Annotated in this window: 26 protein-coding genes; 12 read left to right on the plus strand and 14 right to left on the minus strand. The window is 66.4% G+C overall.

The annotated features are described in order from the left end of the window. Positions 1 to 88: 88 nt before the first annotated feature. The gene (locus G4G71_RS02495) at positions 89 to 1,180 is read right to left on the minus strand and encodes an aminopeptidase (protein WP_169935275.1); all 1,092 of its coding nucleotides are present in this window, start codon (positions 1,178 to 1,180) and stop codon (positions 89 to 91) included. 65 nt (positions 1,181 to 1,245) lie between these two features. On the opposite strand from G4G71_RS02495, the gene G4G71_RS02500 reads away from it, so the two are divergent. Together G4G71_RS02500 and G4G71_RS02505 are read left to right on the plus strand one after the other, a co-directional pair. After that, positions 1,246 to 1,662, plus strand: a complete 417-nt coding sequence (locus tag G4G71_RS02500) for a PA0061/PA0062 family lipoprotein (protein WP_169935276.1) — start codon at positions 1,246 to 1,248, stop codon at positions 1,660 to 1,662. A gap of 43 nt (positions 1,663 to 1,705) precedes the next feature. Further along, the gene (locus G4G71_RS02505) at positions 1,706 to 2,146 is read left to right on the plus strand and encodes a PA0061/PA0062 family lipoprotein (protein ID WP_169935277.1); all 441 of its coding nucleotides are present in this window, start codon (positions 1,706 to 1,708) and stop codon (positions 2,144 to 2,146) included. Positions 2,147 to 2,272: 126 nt separating this feature from the next. Here G4G71_RS02505 and G4G71_RS02510 read toward each other — a convergent pair whose 3' ends face one another. From G4G71_RS02510 to G4G71_RS02525, 4 genes are all read right to left on the minus strand, one after another. After that, positions 2,273 to 2,518: a DUF1161 domain-containing protein gene (locus G4G71_RS02510; RefSeq protein WP_420825972.1), complete on the minus strand. Its 246-nt coding sequence runs from the start codon at positions 2,516 to 2,518 to the stop codon at positions 2,273 to 2,275. 82 nt (positions 2,519 to 2,600) lie between these two features. Continuing rightward, positions 2,601 to 3,023 carry an OsmC family protein gene (locus G4G71_RS02515; RefSeq protein ID WP_169935278.1) on the minus strand — a complete coding sequence of 141 codons (423 nt, stop codon included), beginning with the start codon at positions 3,021 to 3,023 and terminating at the stop codon, positions 2,601 to 2,603. Positions 3,024 to 3,253: 230 nt separating this feature from the next. Further along, positions 3,254 to 3,475 carry a DUF1161 domain-containing protein gene (locus G4G71_RS02520; protein ID WP_169942488.1) on the minus strand — a complete coding sequence of 74 codons (222 nt, stop codon included), beginning with the start codon at positions 3,473 to 3,475 and terminating at the stop codon, positions 3,254 to 3,256. 134 nt (positions 3,476 to 3,609) lie between these two features. Then, on the minus strand, positions 3,610 to 3,825 hold the full coding sequence (locus G4G71_RS02525; RefSeq protein WP_017518905.1) for a dodecin: 216 nt from the start codon (positions 3,823 to 3,825) through the stop codon (positions 3,610 to 3,612). Positions 3,826 to 3,991: 166 nt separating this feature from the next. Here G4G71_RS02525 and G4G71_RS02530 point away from each other — a divergent pair, with 166 nt between their 5' ends. The 3 genes from G4G71_RS02530 to G4G71_RS02540 all read left to right on the plus strand — a co-directional run bounded on the left by G4G71_RS02530 (position 3,992) and on the right by G4G71_RS02540 (position 7,945). Next, a complete protein-coding gene (locus G4G71_RS02530) occupies positions 3,992 to 4,498 on the plus strand; it encodes a sigma-70 family RNA polymerase sigma factor (protein ID WP_420825973.1) in 507 nt (168 codons plus the stop codon). Beyond that, on the plus strand, positions 4,495 to 5,445 hold the full coding sequence (locus G4G71_RS02535) for a FecR family protein (protein ID WP_169935280.1): 951 nt from the start codon (positions 4,495 to 4,497) through the stop codon (positions 5,443 to 5,445). Before G4G71_RS02530 ends, G4G71_RS02535 begins: the two co-directional genes overlap by 4 nt. 97 nt (positions 5,446 to 5,542) lie before the next feature. Continuing rightward, a complete protein-coding gene (locus tag G4G71_RS02540; RefSeq protein WP_169935281.1) occupies positions 5,543 to 7,945 on the plus strand; it encodes a TonB-dependent siderophore receptor in 2,403 nt (800 codons plus the stop codon). A 7-nt stretch (positions 7,946 to 7,952) separates the two neighbouring features. Here G4G71_RS02540 and G4G71_RS02545 read toward each other — a convergent pair whose 3' ends face one another. Beyond that, positions 7,953 to 8,840 carry a LysR family transcriptional regulator gene (locus G4G71_RS02545; protein WP_169935282.1) on the minus strand — a complete coding sequence of 296 codons (888 nt, stop codon included), beginning with the start codon at positions 8,838 to 8,840 and terminating at the stop codon, positions 7,953 to 7,955. A gap of 304 nt (positions 8,841 to 9,144) precedes the next feature. Between G4G71_RS02545 and trpB the strand changes: the two genes are divergently transcribed. Next, positions 9,145 to 10,353, plus strand: a complete 1,209-nt coding sequence (gene trpB / locus G4G71_RS02550; protein WP_054907542.1) for a tryptophan synthase subunit beta — start codon at positions 9,145 to 9,147, stop codon at positions 10,351 to 10,353. Then, positions 10,350 to 11,156: a tryptophan synthase subunit alpha gene (gene trpA, locus G4G71_RS02555; protein ID WP_169935283.1), complete on the plus strand. Its 807-nt coding sequence runs from the start codon at positions 10,350 to 10,352 to the stop codon at positions 11,154 to 11,156. Before trpB ends, trpA begins: the two co-directional genes overlap by 4 nt. A 262-nt stretch (positions 11,157 to 11,418) precedes the next feature. Here the strand turns inward: trpA and G4G71_RS02560 are convergent, their stop codons facing one another. Beyond that, positions 11,419 to 12,930 carry a YdgA family protein gene (locus G4G71_RS02560; protein WP_169935284.1) on the minus strand — a complete coding sequence of 504 codons (1,512 nt, stop codon included), beginning with the start codon at positions 12,928 to 12,930 and terminating at the stop codon, positions 11,419 to 11,421. A gap of 191 nt (positions 12,931 to 13,121) precedes the next feature. Here G4G71_RS02560 and gloA2 point away from each other — a divergent pair, with 191 nt between their 5' ends. Continuing rightward, positions 13,122 to 13,508: an SMU1112c/YaeR family gloxylase I-like metalloprotein gene (gloA2, locus tag G4G71_RS02565; RefSeq protein ID WP_169935285.1), complete on the plus strand. Its 387-nt coding sequence runs from the start codon at positions 13,122 to 13,124 to the stop codon at positions 13,506 to 13,508. A 291-nt stretch (positions 13,509 to 13,799) separates the two neighbouring features. On the opposite strand, the gene G4G71_RS02570 is transcribed toward gloA2, so the two are convergent. Then, positions 13,800 to 14,741 carry an AraC family transcriptional regulator gene (locus G4G71_RS02570; protein ID WP_024763669.1) on the minus strand — a complete coding sequence of 314 codons (942 nt, stop codon included), beginning with the start codon at positions 14,739 to 14,741 and terminating at the stop codon, positions 13,800 to 13,802. A gap of 311 nt (positions 14,742 to 15,052) precedes the next feature. Between G4G71_RS02570 and G4G71_RS02575 the strand changes: the two genes are divergently transcribed. Then, a complete protein-coding gene (locus G4G71_RS02575; RefSeq protein ID WP_169935286.1) occupies positions 15,053 to 15,370 on the plus strand; it encodes a putative quinol monooxygenase in 318 nt (105 codons plus the stop codon). Between the two features lie 30 nt (positions 15,371 to 15,400). On the opposite strand, the gene G4G71_RS02580 is transcribed toward G4G71_RS02575, so the two are convergent. The 5 genes from G4G71_RS02580 to G4G71_RS02600 all read right to left on the minus strand — a co-directional run bounded on the left by G4G71_RS02580 (position 15,401) and on the right by G4G71_RS02600 (position 20,829). After that, positions 15,401 to 17,785 (minus strand): TonB-dependent receptor, encoded by a 2,385-nt coding sequence (locus G4G71_RS02580; RefSeq protein ID WP_169935287.1) that lies wholly within the window; start codon positions 17,783 to 17,785, stop codon positions 15,401 to 15,403. Between the two features lie 249 nt (positions 17,786 to 18,034). Then, positions 18,035 to 18,976: a FecR family protein gene (locus G4G71_RS02585; RefSeq protein ID WP_169935288.1), complete on the minus strand. Its 942-nt coding sequence runs from the start codon at positions 18,974 to 18,976 to the stop codon at positions 18,035 to 18,037. After that, entirely contained in the window at positions 18,973 to 19,494 is a 522-nt protein-coding gene (locus tag G4G71_RS02590; RefSeq protein WP_054907549.1) for a sigma-70 family RNA polymerase sigma factor, read from the minus strand. Before G4G71_RS02590 ends, G4G71_RS02585 begins: the two co-directional genes overlap by 4 nt. A gap of 103 nt (positions 19,495 to 19,597) precedes the next feature. Then, complete coding sequence (locus G4G71_RS02595) at positions 19,598 to 19,936, minus strand: DOPA 4,5-dioxygenase family protein (protein ID WP_169935289.1); 339 nt, start codon at positions 19,934 to 19,936, stop codon at positions 19,598 to 19,600. After that, positions 19,933 to 20,829 (minus strand): choline sulfate utilization transcriptional regulator, encoded by an 897-nt coding sequence (locus G4G71_RS02600; RefSeq protein ID WP_169935290.1) that lies wholly within the window; start codon positions 20,827 to 20,829, stop codon positions 19,933 to 19,935. Before G4G71_RS02600 ends, G4G71_RS02595 begins: the two co-directional genes overlap by 4 nt. 141 nt (positions 20,830 to 20,970) lie before the next feature. Here G4G71_RS02600 and betC point away from each other — a divergent pair, with 141 nt between their 5' ends. From betC to G4G71_RS02615, 3 genes are read left to right on the plus strand one after another with little or no spacing between them, the layout of a single operon-like run. Beyond that, complete coding sequence (betC, locus tag G4G71_RS02605) at positions 20,971 to 22,485, plus strand: choline-sulfatase (RefSeq protein ID WP_169935291.1); 1,515 nt, start codon at positions 20,971 to 20,973, stop codon at positions 22,483 to 22,485. Between the two features lie 33 nt (positions 22,486 to 22,518). Next, complete coding sequence (locus G4G71_RS02610; RefSeq protein ID WP_169935292.1) at positions 22,519 to 23,454, plus strand: choline ABC transporter substrate-binding protein; 936 nt, start codon at positions 22,519 to 22,521, stop codon at positions 23,452 to 23,454. 3 nt (positions 23,455 to 23,457) lie between these two features. Next, positions 23,458 to 25,020 (plus strand): SulP family inorganic anion transporter, encoded by a 1,563-nt coding sequence (locus tag G4G71_RS02615; protein ID WP_169935293.1) that lies wholly within the window; start codon positions 23,458 to 23,460, stop codon positions 25,018 to 25,020. 122 nt (positions 25,021 to 25,142) lie between these two features. Here G4G71_RS02615 and aroE read toward each other — a convergent pair whose 3' ends face one another. Next, positions 25,143 to 25,964, minus strand: coding sequence for a shikimate dehydrogenase (aroE, locus tag G4G71_RS02620; RefSeq protein WP_169935294.1), 822 nt, complete (start codon positions 25,962 to 25,964; stop codon positions 25,143 to 25,145). Between the last annotated feature and the right edge of the window lie 151 nt (positions 25,965 to 26,115).

Below are 26,115 nucleotides of genomic sequence, written 5' to 3' on the forward strand. Positions count from 1 at the left end.
GACTGAGTGTCCCCCTCGGTCCTACAGGTTGAATCGGCGCTTTGTCTGTAGGAGCGAGCTTGCTCGCGAACCCGCCCCACGCCAGAGCTCAACGAAAGGTGATGCGCTCCCCGGCAGCGAGGCGTTCCAGAGTCGCCTTGCGTTGATCCGCCGGCAGCGCTCCCAGCTTCTCCACCCGCGCATAGAACGCCGGCCAGTTACCGCCCACCTGCCTGAACAGCGCGGCGAACGCCGGCACCCACTGGTCATACAGCCCGAAGGGCAGCAGCTTGGCGTTGTTCATCGGGCCGTTGACCCAGGCGTCGAACGGCGCCTTGCCGCCCCAGTCCTGATCACGCAGCTGTGCATAGTCGTGGCGCAGGCGCTCGAACTCGGCGGCCTTGCCGGCACGCTTTTCCGCGTCGCTGCGCGGGCTGGCGTACAGCGCCTGCAAGCGCTCGCGGGTATCGAGCACCAGCTGCGTGAAGCGCTTGCGCTGCTCGTCCAGCAGGGGCGATTCATCCGCCAGGTTGCGCGCGGCGCGCCAGCGGCGGCCGCCTTCTTCCTCGACGAAGGAGGCGTAGGACTCGTTGAACGCCGTATCGCCGGGCAGGTAGAACTTCTGGTGCGCCAGCTCGTGGAAGATGGTTTCCGCCAGGCGCTGGTCGCCCCAGCGCATCATGCTGCTGAGGATCGGATCGTTGAACCAGCCCAGGGTCGAGTACGCCTCGACGCCGCCGACATAGACGTCCAGTCCCTCGCCCTTCAGGCGCTTTGCCTCGGCCTGCGCGCCCTCGGCGCCGTAATAGCCGCGATAGGCCACGCAACCGGCGATGGGAAAACAGTGGGTCAGCGGCTGTAGCGACAGCTCGGGCGTGGCGAAGACGTTCCACACCACGTTGGGCCGATGGATGTCGGCGTAGAGGCGGTAGCTCTGGTTGTCCGGCAGGCCCAGCTCGGCACTGGCGAAGGCGCGCGCCTCCTGGGACAGCTCCAGGCGCTGGCGCAATGCGGGGTCGCGGCTCGGGTCCGCGACTACTTCGGCCACCGGCTCGCGGGCGGCCAGCAGGCGCAACTGACCATTGGCCAACTGGCCGTAATAGCCAACGGTCGAACAACCGCTCAGCGCCCAGATGGCCAGGCAGGGAACCCAGCGGCACAGGCGGCGGTCGAGTGTCGGGATAAGAAGGCGGAAGGGCATGCGCGGAACATAGCACAGCGCCTGGTCCGCTCGCTGCCGCCCCTTTCTGACCAGGAGCCAACCCGATGCGCACCCTCCTCATACCTGCCGGCCTGCTCGCCCTGAGCGGCTGTTCGCTGCTGATGCCCCAGCCGGACCCGAACCGCGCCTGGGTAGACCTGGACACCAACAACCAGAGCGACCTGGCCGCCATCGAAGTGGACAGCAAGGAGTGGTCCAGCACGCGCTACTTCGAAGTCGACCCGGGCTCTCACGAATTGCGCGTGCGCTTCCAGTTCCAGGTCGAGCCGGTGGACATCGGCCCGGTGGACGAGGCGCTGTGGCGCGATTGCGAGATGACGGTGCAATACAAAGACTTCAGCGCCGGCCAGCGCTACCGCCTTGAGACCGGCAGCATCGGCTTCCGCCCCTGGGCCAAGCTCTACGACGCCCAGGGCGGCGAGATCGCCCGTGGTCGCGAACGGGGCTGCGCCAAAGCCTGAGCGGGGTATGCTGTGGACTGACCACAGTCCACGGTAACTCTTCATGCGCCCGCGCTTCCTGCCTGCCCTTGTCCCGCTGAGCCTCGCCCTGCTCGCCGGCTGCGCCAGCCCGCTGCCCGCCCACGACCCGCAGATGGCCTGGATCGATCTCTACACCGCGGCCGGCAGGACCCTGATGGCCGAGCGCCTGGACGGCAAGTCAGTGAATGACGGCCGCTACTACCAGGTGACGCCGGGCCGCCACGAACTGCTGGTGCGCTTCCAGTACGAAATCCCCAGCGGCGGCGGCATGGGTGCGATGAGCGACCCTTCGGAGCTGACTTGCCGGGTCAAGGTGACCTACGACGATTTCGCCGCCGGCCAGCGCTACCGGCTGGAGCTGCGCCCGCAATTGCGCAGCGCCCTGGCCTTGCTGACCGATGCCAATGGGCAACTGGTGGCGAAGACGGACTTCCAGGGCGCGGTGAGTTGCGGGCCGTTCTAGGGCCAACGCAATCGGCGGAGCTTGCGTAGGAGCGGACTCCGTCCGCGATGATTTCGCCGCGCGCCGGTGGCCGATCGCGGACAGAGTCCGCTCCTACGCGGTCGCCCATTTCGGCGCGGGGATGATTCAGCCGTCGTTCTTCTGATAGATGATCCGTCGTTTACCGTTGTCGCAGGTGCCGACCACCATGTTCGGGTCCTTCACCTCGGCCTTGTCCACGATCTCCAGGGTGTAGGAGGTCACACCGGCGGCCTGGATCTTGGTCTCGATCTCGGCCTTGAGTTCCTCGCAGGGCTTCACTGCCGCCCAGCTCGCGCCGCTCGCCAGCAGCAGCGCCGCACCGGTCGCCAAGGCCCACTTCATCGTCGTCATCACATTCCCTCGTCAAAGCCCCACGGCGGGGCACCCTATCCTAACGGTGGACCGCCACCGCCGGACAGAGTGCCCGGCAGGCTCATTCGAGGCTGGCGTCGAGGGTGATGCGCGCGTTGAGCACCCGCGAGACCGGGCAACCGGCCTTGGCCTTGTCGGCGATGGCCTGGAAGGTCTGCGCATCGGCGCCCGGCACTTTCGCCTTCAGGGTCAGGTGCACGGCGGTGATGGTGAAGCCATCGGTGAGTTTCTCCAGGCTGACTTCGGCCCGGGTGTCGATGCTTTCGGCGGTCAGGCCTTCCTCGCCCAGCATCATCGACAGCGCCATGGAGAAGCAGCCGGCGTGAGCCGCGCCGATCAGCTCCTCGGGGTTGGTGCCCGGCTTGTCCTCGAAGCGCGTGTTGAAGCCATAGGGCTGTTCCTTCAGCGCTCCGCTTTCGGTGGAAATCGTGCCTTTGCCGTCCTTCAGGCCACCCTGCCAATGAGCCGATGCCGATTTTTTCATGTCGCTTCCTCCGCTTGGGTTGCAGTCAGAACTTTCGAGGCTGAGCAGGCGGGAGGGTTCAGCTTTTCGCGCACAGCGCCATCGGTGTAGGAGCGAGCTTGCTCGCGAACGGCATTGCACCGTGCCATTCGGGTTCGCGAGCAAGCTCGCTCCTACAAGTCAGAGCCATTAAAAAGGCCGGGCCCCTCGCGGGTGCCCGGCCTTGCTCAGCGTCGAAGGGCCTGGAGGGCTCACTTCGAATAGACGATTTCCTTGGTGCCGCCTTCACAGGAGCCGACGACTTGCTTGCCGCCCGCGCTGCCCTTGTCGACGATCTCCAGGTTGAACGAGGCGACGCCTTTGGCCTTGATCTTCGCCTCGATCTCCGATTTCAGCTCTTCGCACGGCTTGCCGGCAGCCATCGCATGGCCCGCCAGGGCGAAGATCCCCACAGCCAACAGGAACTTCTTCATCGGTAACGCTCCCTCGTCGTTCACAGGAAAAGGCCCGAACGGGCCGGAAAACCGGGATACCCCGGTGCGCACATCCACGCGCCGCACCAGCATGGCCCAGGCGCGTGACAAAAAAGCCGCGTGACAAAAAAGACCTAGCTGTTGGCAATCCTGAAACCGACCTTGATCGTCACCTGGTAGTGACCGACCGCGCCGTTCTCGATATGCCCACGGGTATCCACCACCTCGAACCACTCCAGGAAGTCGATGCTCTTGGCCGCTTCTGCCAGCGCATTGTTGATCGCGTCCTCGATGCTGGTGCGCGAGGAGCCGACCAGCTCGATCTTCTTGTAGGTGTGGTGATTCGACATCGCGTGCTCCCTGGCGCGCTCCGCGGCGCGCGGTGAGTGAGTGTCCCTGTTGGACCCTAGTCGATGGCTACAAGTGCAGCAAATTGCCGGTAGCGGCGAATTGCCGTCTCTTTGTGGAAATGTATAATGCGAAGCATTCTTATTTAATTTTCCAGGGATGGTCCGCGTGGCCGGCTCACTCTCCAGCAAGCTGGGGTTCTTCTTCAGCGACCACCACCGCTGGCTGCTGCAGCACGTGCAGCGCTACCTGGATAACCGCGCCGACAGTGAAGACACGGCAGCCGAGACCTTCTGCCAGATCCTCAGCGCCAGGGTCGATCCGCAGACCATCGAGCAACCTCGGGCCTACCTCTCCACCATCGCTCGCCGGCTGATCTACGATCGCCACCGGCGCCGGCGGCTGGAGCGCGCCTACCTGGATTACCTCGCCCTGCAGCCCGAAGCGCTGGAGCCTTCGCCGGAAGACCGCGCGCTGCTGCTCGAAGCATTGCTGCTGGTGGACCGCACCCTGGACGGCCTGCCCCAGGTGGTCCGCCGCGCCTTCCTGTTCAGCCAGCTCGACGGCCTGGGCTACGCCGAGATAGGCCGCCGCCTGGACGTCAGCGAACGTACCGTGGGCCGCTACATGAAGCAGGCGCTGCGACAGATCTACCTCAACGAGCTGGTGCCATGAGCGAAGTTCAGCTGGATACGGCCGGCGAGCAGGCCATCGACTGGATGGTGCGGCTGCGCTCAGGCCACGCCGATCTGCGGATGCAGCGCCAGCTGCAGGCCTGGCTGAACAGCGACCCGGCCCACGCCGACGCCTGGGCCCGCCTGCAACGCGGCCTGGGTGCGCCCTATGACGATCTCCGACGCATGCCCGGCGCCGCCGACCTGCTGCTGCACCAGCACGGTTCGCGTCGCCAGTTGTTGCGCGGGCTGGCCGGGCTCGGCCTGCTCGGTGGCGGGCTCTGGCTGACCGCCAGCAGCACGCCAGTGCGTGACCTGATCGCCGACCTGCGAACCGGCACCGGCGAACGACGCAGCTTCACCCTCGAAGACGGCAGCCGTCTCAGCCTGAACGCCGGCAGTTCGGTGGACCTGGCCTTCGACTCGAACCAGCGCCTGATCCTGCTGCGCCACGGCGAACTGGTGATCCAGGTGGCACCCGATGCGCAACGCCCGCTGATCGTCCGGACGGCCCAGGGCGAAGCCCGGGCGCTGGGCACGCGCTTCCTGGTCAGCCAGGAGGCTCACGCCACCCGTCTGGTGGTGCTGGAGCACCGCGTCCGCGCCAGCCTCGCCGGGCAGTCCCAGTGGCGTGAACTGGGCGAAGGCGAGGCGGCGCTGCTGGCCGCCGACGGCATCCATCCGCTCAGCCAGCAGGCCTACCGCGCGGACTGGCTGGACGGCCGGCTCAGCGTCAGCGACGAGCCGCTGGAAGCCGTGATCGACTCCCTGCGGCCTTACCTGCCGGGGTTTGTCCGCGTCGACCCGCGCGCACGGCGACTGCGTGTGCAGGGTGTATTCCCGCTGGACGAACCCACCCGCGCGCTCGCCGCACTGGGCGAAACCCTGCCGCTGGAAATCCGCCGCTTCGGCCCCTGGCTGACCCTGATCAGCCTGCGAGAGCCTTGATGGCGCTGCCCTGGAAAAATATTTCGGCAGCGCCTGTCCGGATTTTCCGTCTCGGCGCACCTAGCTCCTGAATACGAATAATTCTCAGGAGATTACTGTGTCCTCACCCTGGCCCCGCGCCCTTGCCACCGCCTTCGTGCTGGTGGCCAACGCTCCCTGCCTGCTCGCCGCCGAACCCGCCCGGCTGCACTTCGAGCTGCCCGCCGCGAGTCTTGCCACCACGCTGAACGCCATCGCCCGGCAAAGCGGCGAGGTGATCTCGCTGGACCCTGCGCTCGTGCGCGACCAGCATGCACCCGCCGTCCAGGGCGAACTGAGCGTGGAACAGGCGCTGGAGAAGGCCCTGTCCGGCAGCAACCTGCGCCTGAAGGTCACCGCCAGCGGCGCTTTCAGCGTGGAAGCAGCCCCGACCGACGGCGCCCTGGAACTGGACAGCACCACGGTGACCGGCCAGGGCCTGGACGCCACTACCGAAGGCAGCGGCTCCTACGCCGCGCGTGCCACCACCATCGGCAAGGGTGAGCACAAGCTCAAGGACATTCCCCAGTCGGTCAGCGTGATCACCCGCAAGCAACTCGACGACCAGGACATCACCGACCTGCGCGACGCGGTCAACCACAGCACAGGGCTGGTCGGCGCCACCGGTATCGGCCCGGGCATGGTGATTTCCTCGCGCGGTTTCCAGATCGACGACTGGCAGTACGACGGCGTGCCGGTCCCGCGCAATACCTATGTGCTGGGCAACTGGGCGAACCAGGACCTGGTGTTCTTCGACCGCGTGGAAATCCTCCGCGGCGCCTCCGGCCTGCTGCAGGGCGCGGGCAGCCCCGGCGGCGCCATCAACCTGGTGCGCAAGCGCGGGCAGAACACGCCCACCGCCACCTTCACCGGCAAGGCCGGCTCGTGGGATCACTACGGCCTGCAGGCCGACGTCGGCGGCCCGTTGAACGAGAGCGGCACAATTCGCGGGCGCATGGTGGCCGACCAGGACGACACGCATTCCTTCACCGACTACGTGTGGAGCAAGACCACCTCGCTGTATGGCGCGCTGGACTTCGACCTGAGCCCGGACACCACGGTCGGCATCGGCTTCAGCGACTCCGACCTCGACTCGCGTCCGATGATGCGCGGCTTGCCGCGCTACCCGGACGGCAGCGACATCGGCTTTTCGCGCTCCACCTACAGCGGCGCGACCTGGAACAGCAACGACATCGAGCAGACCACCGTCTACGCCGACCTGACCCACCGCTTCGATGACAATTGGAAATTCAAAGCCGCCGCCGTGCGCATGCGCGAGCACAACGACTCGACCCACCAGCGCATGCACGGAGATGTGCAGCCCGACGGCAGCGGCCTCAACTTCGCCGACTGGATCACCAACTTCGAGTCCACCCGGATCGGCCTGGACATGTACCTCGACGGCAAATTCGAGGCGTTCTCGCTGGAGCAGGAACTGATCCTGGGCGGCAACTACACCAAGTACACCACGGACGACTTCTACGCGCGGCGCTTCGTCCCCGGCGGCAACATCTTCGATATCGACCACCATCGCCCCAAGCCGAGCCTCGACGACATCCTCTCCTCGCCGGGCGGACGCTCCACCAACGCCGACTACGACATCCGCCAGAAGGGCCTGTACAGCAGCTGGCGGGTCAAGCTCGCCGAGCCGCTGACCGCCGTCGTCGGTGGCCGGGTGAGCTGGTACGACTACGCCTACAACCTGCCGGACGACGACTACACCGACAGCATGACCGAGACCGGCGAAGTCACGCCGTACTTCGGCCTGGTCTACGCGCTGACACCGGAGTGGTCGGCCTACGCCAGCTACACCGACGTGTTCGAACCGCAGAGCGCGCGCGACGCGCAGCAGAAGATGCTCGAGCCGGTGATCGGCAGCAACTACGAGGTGGGCCTGAAGGGCGAGCTGCTGGACGGCCGGGTGAACACCTCGCTGGCGCTGTTCCGCTACGACCAGAAGAACCGCGCCGTGCTCGACGAATCCTCCGGCTACGCCTGCGACGGCTGGTACTGCTCCACCGCCTCCGGCAAGGTGCGCAGCCAGGGCATCGAGGCCGAGGTGAGCGGCGAGGTGCTGCGCGACCTGCAACTCTTCGCCGGCTACACCTACAACACCACCAAGTTCCTCGACGACCCGGAGAACAAGGGCCGCGTGTTCAGCCAGTGGACGCCCAAGCACATGCTGCGGATGTGGGCCGACTACCAGTTACCGGGCGACTGGAACCGCGTCAGCACCGGCCTGGGCTTCGTCACCCAGAGCCACACCGTTAGCTTCGACCGTGAGTTCGACATCCCCGGTTTCACCGTCTGGAGCGCGCGCCTGGGCTACCGCCTGAGCCGCGAAATCGACCTCGCGGTGAACGCGAACAACCTGTTCGACAAGCGCTATTACCTGCCCGGTTACGCCGCGGCCGATGGCGCCAACAACTTCGGCGACCCGCGCAACCTGATGTTCAGCGTGAAGTACACGCCGGAGTTCTGAGGCGCGCTCAACCCAGCTCCTGGCGCAACCACTGCGCCAGGCGCTCGGCACGTGGATCGGCGCGCCGCTCGGGCACCCACAGCGCCAGCCGCGCGGTGGTTTCGACGAACCCCCAGGGCGCGGCCAGGCGGCCGGCGGCAAGGTCGTCGGCCACCAGTTGCTGCGGCGCAATGGCCACGCCCAACCCGGCCACGGCAGCTTCCAGCAGGTAGTAGAGGTGCTCGAAGCCCTGGCCCAGCTTCAGCCGCGCCGGCTCCAGGCCGTGGCGCGCGGCCCATTCCGGCCAGGCCTGCGGGCGCGAGACGGTGTGCAGCAGAGACTCGCCCAGCAGTGCCTCGGCAGGCGCCGCACGCAGTTGCTCGAAGCGCGCCGAGCGCGGGCTGAGCACCGGGCCGATGCGCTCCACCGCCAGCTCCAGCACGCGCATGTCCGCCGGCCACGGCGGCGCGGCGAAACACAACGTTGCATCGAGGCCGCCACGGCGCGGATCGAGATCGCCATCGCTGGCCGACAGTTGCAGGCGCAGGTCCGGCAGGTCGCGGTTCAGGCGATCCAGGCGCGGGATGAACCAGCGGGCGAGCAGACTGCCTGGGCAGCCAAGAACGAACGGCGCGTCACCGCCAGCCTGACGGCGCAGTTCGGCGCAGACGCTGCGCAGGCGCTCGAAGGAATCGCTGGCCACTTCGCTCAGGCGCACGCCGGCATCGGTGAGTTTTACGCCGCGCCCTTCCTTGACGAACAGCGCAACGCCCAGTTCTTCCTCCAGCAGGCGGATCTGCCGGCTGATCGCCCCATGGGTGACACTCAGCTCATCCGCCGCTGCGCTCACACCGCGCAGGCGGGCAGCGGCTTCGAAGGCGCGCAGGGCATTGAGGGGCGGAAGGTCGCGGCTCATGGCATTCAACCTGTGAGTTTTTCTGACATATCATGGCGATCTTATCGCTTTTCCCCGTCATCACACAGCCGTATCCTGAGTGCCATTCGTAGGCGCCGCGCCGCCATGGTCCGCCCCTACAAGATCAGAGCCCCTCTCCCTAACCCTCTCCCGCAAGCGGGAGAGGGGACCGTTCGGTGCAGGATGAAACCTTGGTATCAGCCGGCACATACGGCTCCCTCTCCCTTCAGGGAGAGGGCTGGGGAGAGGGGAAGCCCAGACACAATGTCTCGGAAAGAGGCAGGTTCCAACCAGGAGTGATCCCATGTCCACACTGCGCACCGGTCCAGACGCCAAGGGCCTGTTCGGCAGCTTCGGCGGCCAGTACGTCGCCGAGACCCTGATGCCGCTGATCCACGACCTGGCCCGCGAGTACGAGAAGGCCAAGGACGATCCGGAATTCCTCAAGGAACTGGCCTACTTCCAGCGCGACTACGTCGGCCGCCCGAGCCCGCTGTACTTCGCCGAGCGCCTGACCGAGCATTGCGGCGGCGCGAAGATCTACCTCAAGCGCGAAGAGCTGAACCACACCGGCGCGCACAAGATCAACAACTGCATCGGCCAGATCCTGCTGGCCAAGCGCATGGGCAAGCAGCGCATCATCGCCGAGACCGGCGCCGGCATGCACGGCGTGGCCACTGCCACCGTGGCCGCGCGCTTCGGCCTGCAATGCGTGATCTACATGGGCACCACCGACATCGATCGCCAGCAGGCCAACGTGTTCCGCATGAAGCTGCTGGGCGCCGAAGTGATCCCGGTCACCGCCGGCACCGGCACCCTGAAGGACGCGATGAACGAAGCGCTGCGCGACTGGGTGACCAACGTCGACAGCACCTTCTACCTGATCGGCACCGTGGCCGGCCCGCACCCGTATCCGGCGATGGTCCGCGACTTCCAGGCGGTGATCGGCAAGGAAACCCGCGAGCAACTGGCCGAGAAGGAAGGGCGCCTGCCCGATTCGCTGGTCGCCTGCATCGGCGGCGGCTCCAACGCCATGGGCCTGTTCCACCCGTTCCTCGATGACACCAGCGTCAAGATCATCGGCGTCGAAGCCGCCGGCCACGGCATCGAGACCGGCAAGCACGCGGCCAGCCTGAACGGCGGCGTACCGGGCGTGCTGCACGGCAACCGGACCTTCCTGCTGCAGGACGAGGACGGCCAGATCATCGACGCGCACTCCATTTCCGCCGGCCTGGACTACCCCGGCATCGGCCCGGAACACGCTTGGCTGCATGACATCGGCCGCGTCGAGTACACCTCGATCACCGATCACGAAGCCCTCGACGCGTTCCACCAGTGCTGCCGCCTGGAAGGCATCATCCCGGCGCTGGAGTCCTCCCACGCCCTGGCCGAAGTCTTCAAGCGCGCGCCCAACCTGCCCAAGGACCACATCATGGTGGTGAACCTGTCCGGTCGTGGCGACAAGGACATGCAGACCGTCATGCACCACATGCAACAGGAGCCGCAAGCATGAGCCGCCTGCAGACCCGCTTCGCCGAACTCAAGCAGCAGAACCGCGCCGCTCTGGTGACCTTCATCACCGCCGGCGACCCGGGCTACTCGACCTCGCTGGACATCCTCAAGGGCCTGCCCGAAGCCGGCGCCGACGTGATCGAGCTGGGCATGCCGTTCACCGACCCGATGGCCGACGGCCCGGCGATCCAGCTGGCCAATATCCGCGCCCTGGGCAACGGCCAGAACCTCGCCAAGACCCTGAAGATGGTCCGCGAATTCCGCGCTGGCAACGACACCACCCCGCTGGTGCTGATGGGTTACTTCAACCCGATCCATTACTACGGCGTGGACAAGTTCATCGCCGACGCGAAGGAAGCCGGCGTCGACGGCCTGATCGTCGTGGACCTGCCGCCGGAGCACAACGAAGACCTCTGCCACCCGGCCCAGGCCGCGGGCATCGACTTCATCCGCCTGACCACCCCGACCACCGACGACAAGCGCCTGCCCACCGTGCTCGAGGGCAGCTCCGGCTTCGTCTACTACGTCTCGGTGGCCGGCGTGACCGGCGCCGGCGCGGCGACCCTGGAACACGTCGAGGAAGCCGTGGCGCGCCTGCGCCGCCACACCGACCTGCCGGTATCGATCGGCTTCGGCATCCGCACCGCCGAACACGCGGCGAGCATCGCCCGCCTGGCCGATGGCGTGGTGGTAGGTTCGGCGCTGATCGACAAGATCGCCGAGGCCACCAGCTCCGCCGATACGGTGCAGGGCGTACTCGGCCTGTGCCGTCATCTGGCTGAAGGTGTGCGCAACGCTCGCTGAGGACTGCCACACGGCTCCGCGTAGGATGGGTGGAGCGAAGCGATACCCATCGATTCTGTGAGCCGGCAGCATGGGTATCGCTGCGCTCCACCCATCCTACGAACTGAGGATTACGCAGGATGGATCTTCTGTAGGAGCGAGCTTGCTCGCGAACAGTTCTTGCCGGCAGCTCTGATGCTGGGAAGGTTCGCGAGCAAGCTCGCTCCTACAGGAAGCATGAAAAAGCCCGGCGAATGCCGGGCTTTTTTGTTTCAGGCGCGGCTTACTCCACGCTTTCTTCCTGCGGCTCTTCCTCGGCGCCGGCAGCAGCGCCGCCGCCCAGGCCGAGACCCTGCGCGGAGCCCATGGCGAAGGCCATGAATTCCGGCACGCTCATGTCCTTGCCATTGAACTTCACCTGGTCGTTGGCGTAGGCCAGCGAGCTGGACAGGGCATTGCCATCGAGCACGGCCCACTGCGAGTTCAGGGCCATGCCGCTGAACAGGTCGGTCATGGCGTCGGACTGCTGCTTGAGCGCCACCGGATCGACGCTGCCGGCAGCCTCGCCACCCAGCGAACCCTGCAGCGCGACGATGTCGCCGATCACCGCCTTGTCCACCTTCAGGTCAGCCTTGAGCGCGGCGAGGATGCTGCGCGCCATCTCGTCCGGCGTGGCAGCGGCGGCGTTTGGCTTGCGCAGGTCGACCGACAGCGAAGCCTTGGCTACGCCGTGGCTGGTCTGCAGGGACAGCTCGTCCAGCGAGAGCACCGGCGAACCTTCCAGCAGGGCCAGGCCGAGCTTCTTCAGTTCCTCTTCCTGCGCCGGGGTCAGCTCGGTGCTTTCCAGGCTGTCCAGGGCCATCTTGTTGTAGGACTCCTTGAAGGTCTTGAGCACGCCCTCGTCGAGGTTGCGCAGGCTCAGGTCCAGCTTCACGCCGCCGATTTCCTGGCCCTGCACCACAACCTTGCCGACGCGGTAGGAAACGCTCTGGTCCAGGCCCTTGCCGCCCTGCTTGAGGGTCTCTTCGACCACGGCGTCGCGCAACTCGACTTCCGGCGCACCCGGCGACTTGATGTTCAGGCTCTTGATGGTGGCGGAGCTGGGGCCGAGGGCAAAACCGTTGGCATTTTCCTTCTTGTCACCCTGCATGCCCAGGTCGCGCAGCTGTACGCGCGCCGGCTGACCGGTGTTCTCGTCGGTGAAGTCCAGGTCGACCTCGGCGAGGTTGCCCACGGCGCTGACGTCCTTCTTGTCGCCGGAGACGTTGAAGGTGATCTTGGCCGGGGACAGGCGCAGCTTGTCACTGTCCTTGGCGAATTCCAGGGCGGCGGTCTCAACGGCGCCTTCCTGCTTCTGGTCGTAATGGATGGTCAGCTCGCCGAACAGCGGAGCCTTGCCGCCAGCGGCGGTGAACAGCGGAGCGGTGAGTTCGTTTTGCTCCAGGGCGAAATGGCTCTGCGCCATGACCGGCGCGAGCTTGCCCGCTGCCAGGCGCGAGGCCGGGAAGGGGCCGTGTTCGAGGCGGTCGGTGAAGACCAGGATCTGCGGCTCTTCGCCTTCCTTGCCGGTGAAGGAGAGGTTGTAGCGCGCGGTGCTGGAGAACAGCCCGCGCTGGATGTCCACCAGGGTCAGGTGGGCGCCCAGGCCGGGGGCTTCCTGCTGGAACAGTTGGTTGGCTTCGGTGATGCCGCGGTTCACTTCCTGCTCGACACGGCTGCCGGTGTACCAGGCGCCGGCAACGGCAGCGCCGACGATGGCAACGGGGATGGCGATGGCCAGGGCGGTCTTCTTCATGCTGATTCCTTTCAAGTGCGGCCGTACGGGGGACGTCCTGTCGACCGTGATTGTGGGGGTGGCGGCGGGATGCTAGCAGGCGCACTGCCATCACTCCAGCGCCGTTGGCGACCGACTTCACAGCGCCAGCATTGACCGTCGGGACACGGCTGTCAGGATAGAACGCTCCGACCCACCGGGAAGAACCACCCATGCCCCTGCTGCACAGCCTGCACCACGTTGCCCTGATCTGCTCGGACTACCCGCGCTCCAAGCACTTCTACACCCAGGTGCTGGGCCTGAAGGTGGTCGCCGAGACGTATCGCACCGCGCGTGACTCCTGGAAGCTCGACCTGGAATTGGGCTATGCGCGGCTGGAGCTGTTCTCCTTCCCCGGCGCGCCGGCCAGGCCGTCTTATCCCGAAGCGCAGGGGCTGCGCCATCTGGCGTTCGCCGTGGATGACCTGGAGAGCGCCGTCGCCCATCTGCAGAACCACGGCGTGGCCTGCGAGCCGATCCGCGAGGACGAGCTGACCGGCAAGCGCTTCACCTTCTTCGCCGACCCGGATGACCTGCCGTTGGAGCTTTATGAGCGCTGATTGCCTGCGGCCAACGCCTTTGTAGGATGGCGTGGAGCGCAGCGATACCCATCAATTCGGTGCGCCGACTGAGTTTCGGCGCCCGGTAACGCCCTCACCCTAACCCTCTCCCAAGGGGAGAGGGGACTGTCCCGAGAGCTCTGAAAATTTGGCGCTCGCCGGCTAACTCCCCTGTTTCGATGCGCGCCGAACCGCCCCCCCTCCCTGAGGGAGAGGGCTGGGGTGAGGGAGAAATCCAGGGCGCCAATGCCCAGTCGAAACACCCGCAGGAGCGAGAAATCTGACGGCGGATTACGCCGGCACGGCTTCGCTGTCCAGGGCACCGCGCAGGCTCGCCAGGTCGCGCAGCGGCGGCGCGCCGAACAGGCGGCTGTATTCGCGGCTGAACTGCGAAGGGCTCTCGTAACCGACACGATGCCCGGCTACTGCCACTTCCAGCCCCTCGGAGAGCAGCAGCCGCCGCGCTTCCTGCAGGCGCAACTGCTTCTGGTACTGCAGCGGGCTCAGGGCGGTCACTTCCTTGAAGCGGTGGTGCAGGGTGGACACGCTGAGGTTTACCTCGCGGGCCAGGTCCTCGATGCGCAGGGACTTGTCGTAGTTGCGGTTGAGCCACTCGATGGCGCGGGTGACGCGGTGGGTCTGGCTGTCGGTCATCGCCAGGTCGTGCAGCAGGTGGCCCTGCGGGCCGCGCAGCAGGCGGTAGAGGATTTCGCGGACGAACAGCGGCGCCAGCATCTCGATGTCGCGCGGGGTATCCAGCAGGCGCATCAGGCGCAGCAACGCGTCGAGCACGGTGCAGTCCAGGCGTTGCAGGTAGATGCCCCGGCTGGCCGGGCGCGGCGCACTGCCGGCGAGGCCGGCCTCGGCGATCAGCCGGGTCAGCTCACCGGGGTCGATGTCCAGACGGATCGACAGGTAGGGCTTCTCCGGCGAGGCCTCGATCACCTGGCCGGATACCGGCAGCGTCACCGACACCACCAGCAGGTTGAGTTCGTCGTAGCGATACACCTCGCTGCCCAGGCGCACTTCCTTGCAGCCCTGGGCGATCACGCACAGGGCGGGGCGATAGAGGGTCGGCATGCGGCCCTCGTGGGGGCAGTCGCTGCGACCGACCAGCAGGGAATCGATGGCGGTCTCGAAGACGCCTTCACCCTGGCAGTGGCGCTGGATAATGTCGGCCAGCTCCTGGCGGCCGGCGGCAATGGGATCGTAGGCGGGAACGGACTGGGACATGCACAGGACCTCCAGTGGCGGCGCTCGAAGCTTACGCCCACGGCACAGCGCCCAGTGTGACAGTAAGGCAGCCGCTGGAGGATCAGGCAAGCAATCGGCAGGAATGGACAAGCCGCAGCCCTCTCCACGCGCGCACCGCGGCGGTGCATGGCCCGGAAACGGCCTGTTACAGAGGCTGGCGAACCTGCCGCAGGATCAGGCAAGAAGGCGGCAGCATCCGGATAACGCGCGGGCCTGACGGGGCCGTACTCTTGCTGTCAGTCGTCCGAGGAGCCACTTCGGACTTCTTCCTGTAATGCGGAGGACAGGACATGCACTGGCAAACCCCCATCGAACACGAATTGCAGATCCACCCCCGGGCGGGGCACGAGGCGGAACTCGGCGCCCTGATCGACAATCTGGTCGACGGCGCACGCCGGGCGCCGGGGTGCCTGCGCTGCCAGTTGGTCGCCCGTGAGAACGGCCAGCCGTGGCTGCTGCAAGGCAGCTGGAAAGACGAAGACGCCCTGCTGGACTACTTCGCCACGCCCTCATTGCAGCTGCTCGGCGAAGTGCTTTTATGCCACTGCCGAAGCCTTAGCGGCGGCATAGTGGAAACCCTCGATCAGGCCACCGGAAAGGTGGCCTGAGTCTTTTCAGGTAGAGAGCTTTCAGGCCCTTCAGTACTCCAGGCTCCAGCCCAGGGTGAAGGTGCGGCCACGGCCCTGGTAGTCATAGAGATAGGCCGGCCCGTAGGTCGGCGAATAGAACAGCGCGGCGCGCTGGCCCCAGACGGTGCTGTACTGCTTGTCCAGCAGGTTCTGGATACCGGCGCTGAAGGTGCCGAAGCCGGTCTTCTGCTCGCCCATCAGGTCGAAGGTGGTGTAGCCGTCGATTTCATGGTCCGCATCGTCCTTCAGGTTGAACGCGTGCTGGGCCTGCAGGCGGGCACTGCGCTCACCATCGCCCCAGCCGACGAACGCGGTGGACTTGGACAGCGACGCATAGCGCGCATCACGCTTGATCCAGTCGCCATCGGCATCCTCTTCTTCCGAACGCACCAGGTGCAGCGTGGTGCCGCCCTGCCAGCCGTTGTCGAAGTAACGGGTGACTGCGCCCTCGAAGCCGAAGTCGCGGCTCTTCTGGTCTTCCACGTCGATGGTCAGGGTCGCCGCGTCGGTGGTGATGATCTTGTCCGACCAGATGTAGTAGACCGCCGCCTGGGTCTGCCACTGCATGTCGCTGTAGCGCCAGCCGGTCTCGACCTGGCGGCTCTTGATGCCGGCCAGTGGGTTGTCGTCCACCGACAGACCAGCCTTGCCGTAGTACTTGGCCGGATCGGGAAGGTCGAAGCCTTCGCTGTAGTTGGTCCAGACCTGGTGGCCGTTCTTGAAGTCGTAAATGGCGCCGAGGTTGAACAGGTTGACCTGGTAGTCGTTGCTGCCACCGGGCACGCCTTTGAAGTCGTCCACCTCGACGTCCATCTTCTGGTGGCGCGCGCCGCCGGAGAGGGTCAGGTTGTCGGTGGCCTTCCAGTCCAGCTGGCCATAGAAGGACAGGCCATCGACGATGTAGCTCGGGTAGCGCGGTGCGCTGCTGGCGGTTTCCAGGTCCAGGCCGCCGCTCTCGGAGGACAGGCGCTGGTCGAAGACCTTCTGCTCGGCGTTGAAACGCTCGTGGTCGAGGTCCACGCCATAGGTGAACTTCAACGCATCCCACTGCTTGCTGAACAGGCCCTTCAGGCCGCTGACCTCGAAGTTCTGCTGCGAGCCGGCGAAGTACACACCCTTGGAGCCGGTCGGCTTGCCGGTGTTGTAGTAGGGGAACGGATAGAAGTTGTCGTCTTCCTTGCGGTAATACGCCTGCAGGTAGAAGTCCTGCTCCAGCAGGTTGCTGTGGTGGTAGTTGGCATTGAGCAGCACGCGGCGCGAGCGCGGTTCCAGGTCGGTGTCCAGGCCGCTGCGGATTTCCGCATCCTCCAGGTTCGACGGGCCCTGGTACTTCAGGTTGGGAAAGTAGATACCGGTGCTGCCGTCGTTGCCCGAGTCGTAGTACTGCGCCAGCAGGTCGAGGCTCTGCTCGTCGGTGAACTGCGCGGTGAGGTTGCCCATCACGTCGACGGTGCGGTTGTACTGCAGGTCGGTCTGGGTGTTGTCGATGAAGATCTGGTTGCCACCGCCATCGTAGAAGGCTTCGTTCTTCTCCGCCGAGACGCCCAGGCGGCCGGCCACGCGGTCGTTGCCACCGCTGATGGACTGCGCGGCGCGAGTGGACAGGTCATCGCTGTTGTTGAAGCCGCTGGTGGCGCCCAGTTGCGTCTCGAAGCGCGCATCACCGGCTGCGCCCTTCTTGGTGATGATATTGATGATGCCGCCGGTGGCGCCGCCGCCGTAGATGGCGCTGGCGCCGGAGAGCACTTCGATGCGCTCGACGTTGAACGGCGAGATGCTGTCGAACTGGCGCGACAGGCCGCGCGAGCTGTTCTGGCTGACGCCGTCGATCATCACCAGCACGTTGCGCCCGCGCATGTTCTGGCCGTAGTTGGTGCGGCCCTCGGGCGCCAGGTCAAGACCGGGAACTAGCTTTCCCACGGCCTCCTTCAGGCTGACGCCGGTGTCGAGCTGTTCACGCAGCTGGGTCTGGTCGACCACCCAGACGGTGCCGGGGATCGAGCTGATATCGGTGGGCGTGCGCGCCGCCACGCTGATCTGCATCGGCGCCAGGCTCAGGGCCGCGGAGTCGTCCTTCTCGCGCTTGAGCAGCACGGTGCGCTCGTCGGTGAAGCGCCAGCTCACGCCACTGCCGGAGAGAAGTTGGTTGAGCGCTTCCTCGGTGGTGTAGGTACCGTCCAGCCCTTCGCTCTGCAGGCCCTGGATGTCCTCGGAGTTGAACAGCAGGTGCAGCCCGGCCTGGTCGGCAAACTGGGTCAGCGCGCTGTCCAGGCTGCGCGGGGCGATATGCAGCTCGACGGCGGCAGCGTTCGCAGCATGGACGACGGGCGCGGCGGCGCCGAGCAGGGAAGCGAGCAGGATCGCGCGGTGCAGCGGGGAAGGACGGTAATGCATGCGGGTGAAATCCGTTCTTGTGTGGGCAGGGTCGCGTATTGAGAATTTTTCGCGTTCCTGCCTACGACGAAACGGTCATGCAAACCTTGCAGTGCTGAATGAAAAATATTTTCATTTTCTTGTTTGGACAGCCACAGCGAGACCTTCCTGTAGGAGCGAGCTTGCTCGCGAACGAATTTCCCGGCAGCTCCGAGATTGGGCGGTTCGCGAGCAAGAACTAGGCGTCCCCCACGCTCCTACAAAAAACGGTCAGGCGTTCGGCGCCGGGCGGATCAGCACCAGCCAGGGCAGGTGGGTGACCGTGACCGGCTGCAGCCGCTCCAGCGTCTTGAGCAATGCGCCTGGGTCCTGCAGGTCGAACACCCCGCTGACCTTGTGTTGGCGCAGCGCGCTGTCGGTCAGCACGATGCGCCCGGGCAGGTAGCGCTCCAGCTCGTCGAGCACCTCGCCCAGCGGGCGCTGGTTGAAGATCAGCTTGCCGCGCTGCCAGGCGCTGGCACTGGCGAGATCCAGCGGCTGCGCCGGCTCGGGCGCGGTGCGCTCGCGGTAGCTCAGGCGCTCGCCGGCGGACAGCCGCACCGGCGCGCTGCCAGCGCTGTTCACCTGCACCACGCCCTCGGTCACATCGACACGTACCTGCGGCCCGCGGCTGTCCACATCGAAGCGCGTGCCCACGGCGCGCACCTCGCCGCCCCTAGCTTCGACGATAAAGGGCCGCTCCGCATCCTTTGCCACCTCGAACAAGGCTTCGCCAGCATGCAGGCGCAGGCGCCGCTGCTGCGGGCTGAAGTCTACGGATAGGGCGCTGTCGCTGTTCAGCCAGACACGGCTGCCATCGGCCAGCTGCAGCATCCGCCGCTCACCCGTGCGCGTGGCGTAGTCGGAGTACAGCCCGGCCAGCGGTTCGGGCTGGGCAATGGTGACGGCGATCGCCGCGACACAGGCGGCAGCGGCCAGCGCCAGCCAGCGGCGCGGGCGCCGGGCGCGGCGGCGGTAATCCTCGGCGTGGCGGGTTTCCGGCAAGCTCCCCCACAGCGCCTCTGCCTCGCGGGCGGCGCGCTCGTGTTCCGGGCTCTGCCCGCGCCAGCGCAGGAAGTCCATGCGCTCGGCGGCACCGGCACTGCCTGAATGCAGCTGCACCAGGCGCTCGATGGCTTCATCGCCCAGCAGGTTCTGTTCGACGCGGCTCATGGCGCGTCTCCCTGGCGCTGCGCCCAGTCGCGGCAATGGCGCATGGCCTGGACGATGTACTTGCCCACCATGCTCTCGGAAACGCCCAGGCGCTGGGCGATCTGCGCGTGGGTGAGGCCGTCGAGGCGGTTCATCAGCAACGCCTGGCGGGCATTGGCGGGCAATTGGTCGAGGGCGGCGTCGAGGTGCTCCAGCGCCTCATGGGCGAGCAGGCGGTGCTCCAGCCCGGACGCGGGATCGCTGAGGTCATCCGCGGCGGCTTCATCGACATGCAGCTCAGCCAGCCGGCCCTCGCGGCGCAGGTTGTCGATGGCGATGTTGCCGGCGACGCGGAACAGGTAGGCGCGCGGGTCCTGCACCTCGGCTTCGGCGGGGTGGTCGGCCAGGCGCAACCAGGTGTCCTGGGCCACGTCTGCCGCGCGCTGGTTGTCGCCCAATCGCCGCGCAAGGAAGCGCATCAGGTCCGCGTAATGCGCCTGGAAGCTCTGCAGCAGGGAGGAGGAGGCGAAGCGCCGCATGATGGCCGAAATACCCCGAAAAACCGGCCAACGTCTGTCAGACCGATGCGAAGGGACGGCAGCATACACCGAATCGAGAATTATTATCGAATGCAAAAACGTGTCAGCTCGTGAACTGCGAGAGGTCCAGCGGGCGCACTTCGCCCATCCACAGGCCGTGGTCGCGGTGGTCGCGCAGGTCATCGCCGGTGTTGGGATGAACGAAGATCACCAGGCCATCGCGATTCAGCGCCAGCCACGGCACCAGGGTGGCGAAGGTGGCGTTGTCGAAGGCCAGTTGGCAGCTCCAGTCCGGATGCGGGCCGACCGGGCGCTCGTGCACCCGACCCATCTTCGCGCCGAAGCGGCGCGCCGCCTCTTCGCACAGCGCGCGGGCGCGCTCGAGGCTGCTCGCGTCGAAGTAGACGTGGGCGTGGAAATCCTTGATCGGGGTGTCGTTCATCGGTCCTGCTCCAGTTCCGCCTGCAGCCAGTCGACGAAACGCTGCACCAGGCGCATGCGCCGCTTGCGCTCGGGCAACACGGCGTAATAGCCGAACCTCGACTCCACGGATTCGGCGATGGGCCGGCACAGTAACCCCTGCTCCAGCAGTTCGTCGACCAGATGCCGCCAGCCAATGGCAACGCCCTGCCCGGCAATGGCCGCCTGGATCAGCAGGGTGTAGTTGTCGAAGCGCAATCCGGCGGGGGCCGGCGCCCCGTCGATGCCCAATGCGCGGTAGACCCCTGGCCAGTCGAACCAGCGGCTCGACGCCTCGGGATGAAGGTGCAGCAGCGGCAACTCGGTCAGTGCCTGCGCCGTCAACGGAAGCTCACGCCCATCCAACAGACGCGGGCTGCACACCGGGAATACTTCCTCGCTGAACAGCCGCAGCGCCTCACCGTGCTTGAAGCGCCCGTCACCGAAGGCGATGGCGACATCGATGTCGCTGCGCAGGGAAATCGGGCTGCGATCACTGCTGATCAGGCCGACGTCCAGCTCCGGGTGTGCCTGGCGAAAGCGCGGCAGGCGCGGCATCAGCCAATAGGCGGCGAAGGCGAAGTCGGTGGCGACTTGCAGCACCTCGTGGGGATGTTTCGCGGTGACCGCCGCAACGCCGGCATCGATGCTCTCCAGGCCGGCCTGAACATGCTGTTGCAGGACCTGCCCGCTTTCGGTGAGCGCGATGCCGCGGTGGATGCGGTCGAACAGGCGCACTGCCAGCAGCTTCTCGAGGCGCTTGATCTGCTGGCTGACCGCCGGCTGGGTGGTGCCCAGCTCGCCGGCGGCGGCCGTGAAGCTCAGCAGGCGGGCCGCGGCCTCGAACACGCGCAGCAGCTCAAGGGGCACGCTCATACCCGGCTCTCACATAAGCAGCTGTTATCCGAAGCATGTCGCACCATGCGGTTTACCCCCGGTCCAGCTGGAAACAGACTCGATGCAGTTCTGCAAAAGCACAGCATCCCATAACAGCGCCAACAGGATAAGCCCAACGCCATGAAGCGCCAGCGCCCGAACATCCTCTTCATCATGGCCGACCAGATGGCCGCGCCGCTCCTGCCTTTCTACGACGCTCAGTCGCCAATCAAGCTGCCCAACCTCTCGCGCCTCGCCGGCGAAGGCGTGGTCTTCGACTCGGCCTACTGCAACAGCCCACTCTGCGCGCCGTCGCGCTTCACCCTGGTCAGCGGCCAGTTGCCGACCAGGATCGGCGCCTGGGACAACGCCGCGGATTTTGCCGCCGACATCCCCACCTACGCGCACTACCTGCGCCGCCTGGGCTACCGCACCGCGCTCTCCGGCAAGATGCACTTCTGCGGCCCGGACCAGCTGCACGGCTACGAGGAACGCCTGACCAGCGACATCTACCCCGCCGACTACGGCTGGGCGGTGAACTGGGACGAGCCGGACGTGCGCCCGAGCTGGTACCACAACATGTCTTCGGTGCTGCAGGCCGGCCCGTGCGTCCGCACCAACCAGCTCGACTTCGACGAGGAAGTGGTGTTCAAGGCGCGCCAGTACCTCTACGACCATGTGCGCGAACACCCCGAGCAGCCGTTCTGCCTGACCGTGTCCATGACCCACCCGCACGACCCTTACACCATCCCGCGCGAGTACTGGGACCTGTACCGCGACGAGGACATCCCGCTGCCTGCCGTGCAGATCGCCCAGGGCGAACAGGACCCGCACTCCCAGCGGTTGCTGAAGGTGATCGACCTGTGGGGCCAGGAGATGCCCGAAGAGAAGGTCCGCGCAGCACGCCGTGCCTATTTCGGCGCGTGCAGCTATGTCGACGCGCAGATCGGCGCGCTGCTGCGCACCCTGGAGGATTGCGGCCTGGGCGAAGACACCCTGATCGTGTTCTCCGGCGACCACGGCGACATGCTTGGCGAGCGCGGCCTCTGGTACAAGATGCACTGGTTCGAGATGGCCGCCCGCGTGCCGCTGCTGGTGCACGCGCCCAGGCGCTTCGCCCCGCGCCGGGTCAGCCAGTCGGTTTCCACCGTCGACCTGTTGCCAACCCTCGTCGAACTGGCCGGCGGACAGCTCGAGCCCGGCATCAACCTCGATGGCCGCTCGCTGCTGCCGCACTTGCAGGGCACCGGCGGCCACGACGAAGTGATCGGCGAATACACCGCCGAAGGCACCGTCAGCCCGCTGATGATGATCCGCCGCGGCGACTTCAAGTTCGTCTATTCCGAGCAGGACCCGTGCCTGCTGTTCGACCTGAAGAACGACCCGCGCGAGCTGGAAAACCTCGCCGATTCGCCCGTCCACGCCAACCTGCTACGCGACCTGCTGGGCGAAGCCCGCGCGCGCTGGGATGTGCCGGCCATCACCCGGCAAGTGCTGGCCAGCCAGCGTCGCCGCCGGCTGGTGGCCGATGCGCTGACCCACGGCACGCTCAAGAGCTGGGACCACCAGCCCATGGTCGACGCCAGCCAGCAGTACATGCGCAACCACATCGACCTTGACGATCTGGAGCGCCGCGCCCGCTATCCGCAACCGTGACAACAAGCACAACAAGCCGAAGGGGAAGGGAGCATGAAGAACACCGTACGAAGAGCATCGACGCTGTTGCTGGCCGGCGCACTCGCGCTGGGCGGCCCGCTGGCCCGGGCCGAAGATGAAGCCTGCAGTACGGTGAAGCTGGCCGATCCGGGCTGGACCGACATCGCCGTCACCAACGGCATCGCCGCCTTCCTTCTCGACGGCCTGGGTTACAAGGTGAAGATCGACACCCTGTCGGTGCCCATCACCTACGGCGGCCTGCGCGACGGCCAGGTGGACGCCTTCCTCGGCAACTGGATGCCGGCGCAACAGGGGTTCCACGACCAGTTCATCGCCAGCAAGCAGGTCACCCAGCTGGCGAAGAACCTGCAGGGCACCGAGTTCACCCTCGCCGTGCCGACCTATGTGTGGGACGCCGGGGTGAAGACCTTCGCCGATCTGGACCAGCATGCCGACCAGTTCAACAGGAAGATCTACGGCATCGGCTCCGGCGCACCGGCCAACCAGTCGATCCAGAAGATGATCGGCGGCGACGAATTCGGCCTGGGCGACTGGAAGCTGGTGGAGTCCAGCGAGCAGGCGATGCTCGCCGAGGTGGGCCGCGCCGTGAAGCGTGATCGCTGGGTGGTATTCCTCGGCTGGACGCCGCATCCGATGAACGTGAAAGTCGACATGAAGTACCTCACCGGCGGCGAGAAATACTTCGGCAGCACCGGCAGCGTGTTCACCGTGACGCGCAACGGCTACACCGAGCAGTGCCCGAACAGCGGCAAACTGCTGGCCAACCTGTCCTTCGACCTGAAGATGGAGAACGCCATCATGGCCGAGGTGCTGGAGAAGAGCGTGAAGAATCCTGACGCGGTGAAGGCCTGGATCAAGGCCAATCCACAGAGCCTCGACACCTGGCTTGAAGGCGTGAAGACCCGCGACGGCGGTGATGCGCTGGCCGCCGTGAAGGCCAAGCTGTAGCCCGTGAAGGAACGTCTGATCCGCCTGCTGCCCTTCCTCGCCTGGCTGCCGCAGGTCACGGGGCGTGATGTGCGCCGTGACCTGGGCGTCGGTCTTTCCGGCGCGGTGCTCGCTCTGCCGCAATCCATGGCTTACGCGCTTATTGCGGGGCTGCCGGCGGAGTACGGTCTGTACGCGGCGATGCTGCCAGTGCTGATCGCCTGCCTGTGGGGCTCGTCGAAGCACATGGTCGGCGGGCCGACGGCGGCGATCTCGGTGGTGCTGTTCACCGCCATCGCCCCGCTGGCGCCGCCGGGCAGCGCGCAGTTCATCCAGTACGCACTGCTGCTGACCTTCCTCGCCGGATTGTTCCAGTGGCTGCTGGGCCTGCTGCGCTTCGGCGTGCTGGTGAATTTCGTTTCTCACTCGGTGCTGCTGGGCTTTACCTGCGGCGCCGCGCTGGTGATCGTCGTTGGCCAGTTGCCCTATCTGCTCGGGATTACCGCGAGCGGGCAGGGCACGGCGCTGACCAGTGCCGCCGCGCTGTGGGGGAAGCTGGCGGAGTTCCATGGGCCTTCGGTGCTGGTCGGCCTGTTCAGCCTCGCGCTGAGCCTGCTGGTGAAGCGCCTGTGGCGGCGCGGGCCGGCGCTGCTGGTCGGCCTGTTCGGCGCCAGCGCGCTGGTCTGGGCGATGCCCGCGACCTTTGCCGGCGTCGCCAAGGTGGCCGCGTTCCGCAGCGCGCTGCCGCCACTCAGCCCTTTGTCGTTCGACCTGTCGGCGATTGCCCAACTGCTCCCCGCTGCCGTGGCCTGCGGGATGCTCGGGCTGGTCACCAGCCTGTCCATTGCCCGCGCGCTGGCCGCGCGCTCGCACCAACCGCTGGATGCCAACCAGGAAGTGCGCGCCCAGGGGCTTTCCAACCTGATCGGGCCGTGGCTTTCGGGCACGCTGTCCGCCGGCTCCTTCACCCGCTCCGGGCTGAATCAGGATGCCGGCGCGCGCACGCCACTGGCCGGGGTCTTCTCGGCACTGTGGGTCGCGCTGCTGGCGTTGGCGGGTGCCGGGTTGATCACCCATATCCCGCTGTCGGCGATGGCGGCCGGCATCCTGCTGATCTGCTGGAATCTGGTTGATCGCCCGGCGCTGCGCGCCCTGTGGAAAGGCAGTCGTGCCGAGTCCCTGGTGATGCTGCTGACCCTCGCCGCCACCTTGCTGCTGCCGCTGCAGAACGCCATCTACGCCGGTGTGCTCGCCTCGCTGTTCTTCTACCTCAAGCGCACCTCGCAGCCACGTGTGCAGCAGTGGGCGCGCGAAGATGAAGAAGTGCTGCGCATCGAGGGCTCGATCTTCTTCGGCGCCTGCGACTACCTGCAGAAACTGATGCAGCACACCCGCGGAGAGCGCCTGGTGCTGGACGCCCACCACGTCAACTTCATCGATTTCGCCGGCGCCCAGATGCTTCAGCAGGAGGCCCGGCGCCTGGCCAGCGAAGGCCGCAGCCTGGTGCTGCGCAATGCGCGGCCGCGGGTGCGTGCGGAGCTGGAAAGGCAGATGGAGAAGGGCGGGGTGTTGCAGGTGGAGGAATAGCGCCTGGCTTCATCTGTAGGAGCGAGCTTGCTCGCGAACAGATTCTCCAGGCGACTTCGCTGCTGGGCGTTGGTTCGCGAGCAAGCTCGCTCCTACAAGTGGTCGCACGCCCTTCCGAGCGCTCAGCCCTTGAGCTGCCGGCGCAATTCTTCCAGCACCGGCGCCGAGTCCGGCCGTACGCCGCGCCACAGCAGGAAGGCCTCCGCCGCCTGCTCCACCAGCATGCCCAGCCCGTCGATGCAGCGCGCCGCGCCATGCTCGGCAGCCCAGCGATTGAACGCGGTGATGTCCTTGCCGTACATCATGTCGTAGCAGACGGTGTGGCCCGGCTCGATCAGCGCCGGATCGATCGGCGGCAACTCGCCGGCCAGCGATGCCGAGGTGCCGTTGACGATCAGGTCGAAAGGTTCGTCGCTCAAGTCGAAGCCCCCTCCGCGCACGGTGCCCAGGTCCTTGAATTCGTTGGCCAGTTGTCTGGCCTTCGACGCCGTGCGGTTGGCGATGACGATGCAGGCCGGCTGCTCGGCGAGGAAAGGTTCGAGGATTCCGCGCACCGCTCCCCCGGCGCCCAGCACCAGGATACGCGCACCGTGCAGGGTCACACCGTGGTTCACCGTCAGGTCGCGGGTCAGCCCGGCGCCGTCGGTGTTGTCGCCCAGCAGTCCGCCGCCGTCCAGCTTCTTCAGGGTATTCACCGCGCCGGCCCGGCGCGCGCGTTCGCTCAGCTCGGTGGCCAGGCGGTAGGCGTCTTCCTTGAACGGCACGGTAACGTTGCCGCCCAGGCCCTCAACGAAGAACTCGCGGGCGTTCCCGGCGAAGTCATTCAGCGGCGCCAAGCGCGCGTCATAGCTCAGCGCCTGACCGGTCTGTTCGGCGAACAGGCGGTGGATCTGCGGCGACTTGCTGTGGCCGATGGGGTTGCCGAAGACGCAGTAGCGGTCCATGGGAAGTCCTGGAGCGAGAAGATTGGAAAGGGCAGGAGCTTGCCGGGTTTTCTATCGGGGTACCAGACCAGGTTCGCGAGCAAGCTCGCTCCTACAGTGAAGCGCTGGAGTACGTTTGTAGGAGCGAGCTTGCTCGCGAACCACCCGAAAA

The sequence above is a fragment of the Pseudomonas multiresinivorans genome (assembly GCF_012971725.1).
In the GTDB taxonomy this organism is placed as follows: domain Bacteria; phylum Pseudomonadota; class Gammaproteobacteria; order Pseudomonadales; family Pseudomonadaceae; genus Pseudomonas; species Pseudomonas multiresinivorans.

What these genes read in the sequence shown, in the direction of transcription:
- G4G71_RS02495 (WP_169935275.1), bottom strand. Translation starts at nt 1,180, where the DNA reads ATGCCCTTCCGCCTTCTTATCCCGACACTCGACCGCCGCCTGTGCCGC.
- G4G71_RS02500 (WP_169935276.1), top strand. Translation starts at nt 1,246, where the DNA reads ATGCGCACCCTCCTCATACCTGCCGGCCTGCTCGCCCTGAGCGGCTGT.
- G4G71_RS02505 (WP_169935277.1), top strand. Translation starts at nt 1,706, where the DNA reads ATGCGCCCGCGCTTCCTGCCTGCCCTTGTCCCGCTGAGCCTCGCCCTG.
- G4G71_RS02510 (WP_420825972.1), bottom strand. Translation starts at nt 2,518, where the DNA reads ATGACGACGATGAAGTGGGCCTTGGCGACCGGTGCGGCGCTGCTGCTG.
- G4G71_RS02515 (WP_169935278.1), bottom strand. Translation starts at nt 3,023, where the DNA reads ATGAAAAAATCGGCATCGGCTCATTGGCAGGGTGGCCTGAAGGACGGC.
- G4G71_RS02520 (WP_169942488.1), bottom strand. Translation starts at nt 3,475, where the DNA reads ATGAAGAAGTTCCTGTTGGCTGTGGGGATCTTCGCCCTGGCGGGCCAT.
- G4G71_RS02525 (WP_017518905.1), bottom strand. Translation starts at nt 3,825, where the DNA reads ATGTCGAATCACCACACCTACAAGAAGATCGAGCTGGTCGGCTCCTCG.
- G4G71_RS02535 (WP_169935280.1), top strand. Translation starts at nt 4,495, where the DNA reads ATGAGCGAAGTTCAGCTGGATACGGCCGGCGAGCAGGCCATCGACTGG.
- G4G71_RS02545 (WP_169935282.1), bottom strand. Translation starts at nt 8,840, where the DNA reads ATGAGCCGCGACCTTCCGCCCCTCAATGCCCTGCGCGCCTTCGAAGCC.
- trpB (WP_054907542.1), top strand. Translation starts at nt 9,145, where the DNA reads ATGTCCACACTGCGCACCGGTCCAGACGCCAAGGGCCTGTTCGGCAGC.
- trpA (WP_169935283.1), top strand. Translation starts at nt 10,350, where the DNA reads ATGAGCCGCCTGCAGACCCGCTTCGCCGAACTCAAGCAGCAGAACCGC.
- G4G71_RS02560 (WP_169935284.1), bottom strand. Translation starts at nt 12,930, where the DNA reads ATGAAGAAGACCGCCCTGGCCATCGCCATCCCCGTTGCCATCGTCGGC.
- gloA2 (WP_169935285.1), top strand. Translation starts at nt 13,122, where the DNA reads ATGCCCCTGCTGCACAGCCTGCACCACGTTGCCCTGATCTGCTCGGAC.
- G4G71_RS02570 (WP_024763669.1), bottom strand. Translation starts at nt 14,741, where the DNA reads ATGTCCCAGTCCGTTCCCGCCTACGATCCCATTGCCGCCGGCCGCCAG.
- G4G71_RS02575 (WP_169935286.1), top strand. Translation starts at nt 15,053, where the DNA reads ATGCACTGGCAAACCCCCATCGAACACGAATTGCAGATCCACCCCCGG.
- G4G71_RS02580 (WP_169935287.1), bottom strand. Translation starts at nt 17,785, where the DNA reads ATGCATTACCGTCCTTCCCCGCTGCACCGCGCGATCCTGCTCGCTTCC.
- G4G71_RS02585 (WP_169935288.1), bottom strand. Translation starts at nt 18,976, where the DNA reads ATGAGCCGCGTCGAACAGAACCTGCTGGGCGATGAAGCCATCGAGCGC.
- G4G71_RS02590 (WP_054907549.1), bottom strand. Translation starts at nt 19,494, where the DNA reads ATGCGGCGCTTCGCCTCCTCCTCCCTGCTGCAGAGCTTCCAGGCGCAT.
- G4G71_RS02595 (WP_169935289.1), bottom strand. Translation starts at nt 19,936, where the DNA reads ATGAACGACACCCCGATCAAGGATTTCCACGCCCACGTCTACTTCGAC.
- G4G71_RS02600 (WP_169935290.1), bottom strand. Translation starts at nt 20,829, where the DNA reads ATGAGCGTGCCCCTTGAGCTGCTGCGCGTGTTCGAGGCCGCGGCCCGC.
- betC (WP_169935291.1), top strand. Translation starts at nt 20,971, where the DNA reads ATGAAGCGCCAGCGCCCGAACATCCTCTTCATCATGGCCGACCAGATG.
- G4G71_RS02610 (WP_169935292.1), top strand. Translation starts at nt 22,519, where the DNA reads ATGAAGAACACCGTACGAAGAGCATCGACGCTGTTGCTGGCCGGCGCA.
- aroE (WP_169935294.1), bottom strand. Translation starts at nt 25,964, where the DNA reads ATGGACCGCTACTGCGTCTTCGGCAACCCCATCGGCCACAGCAAGTCG.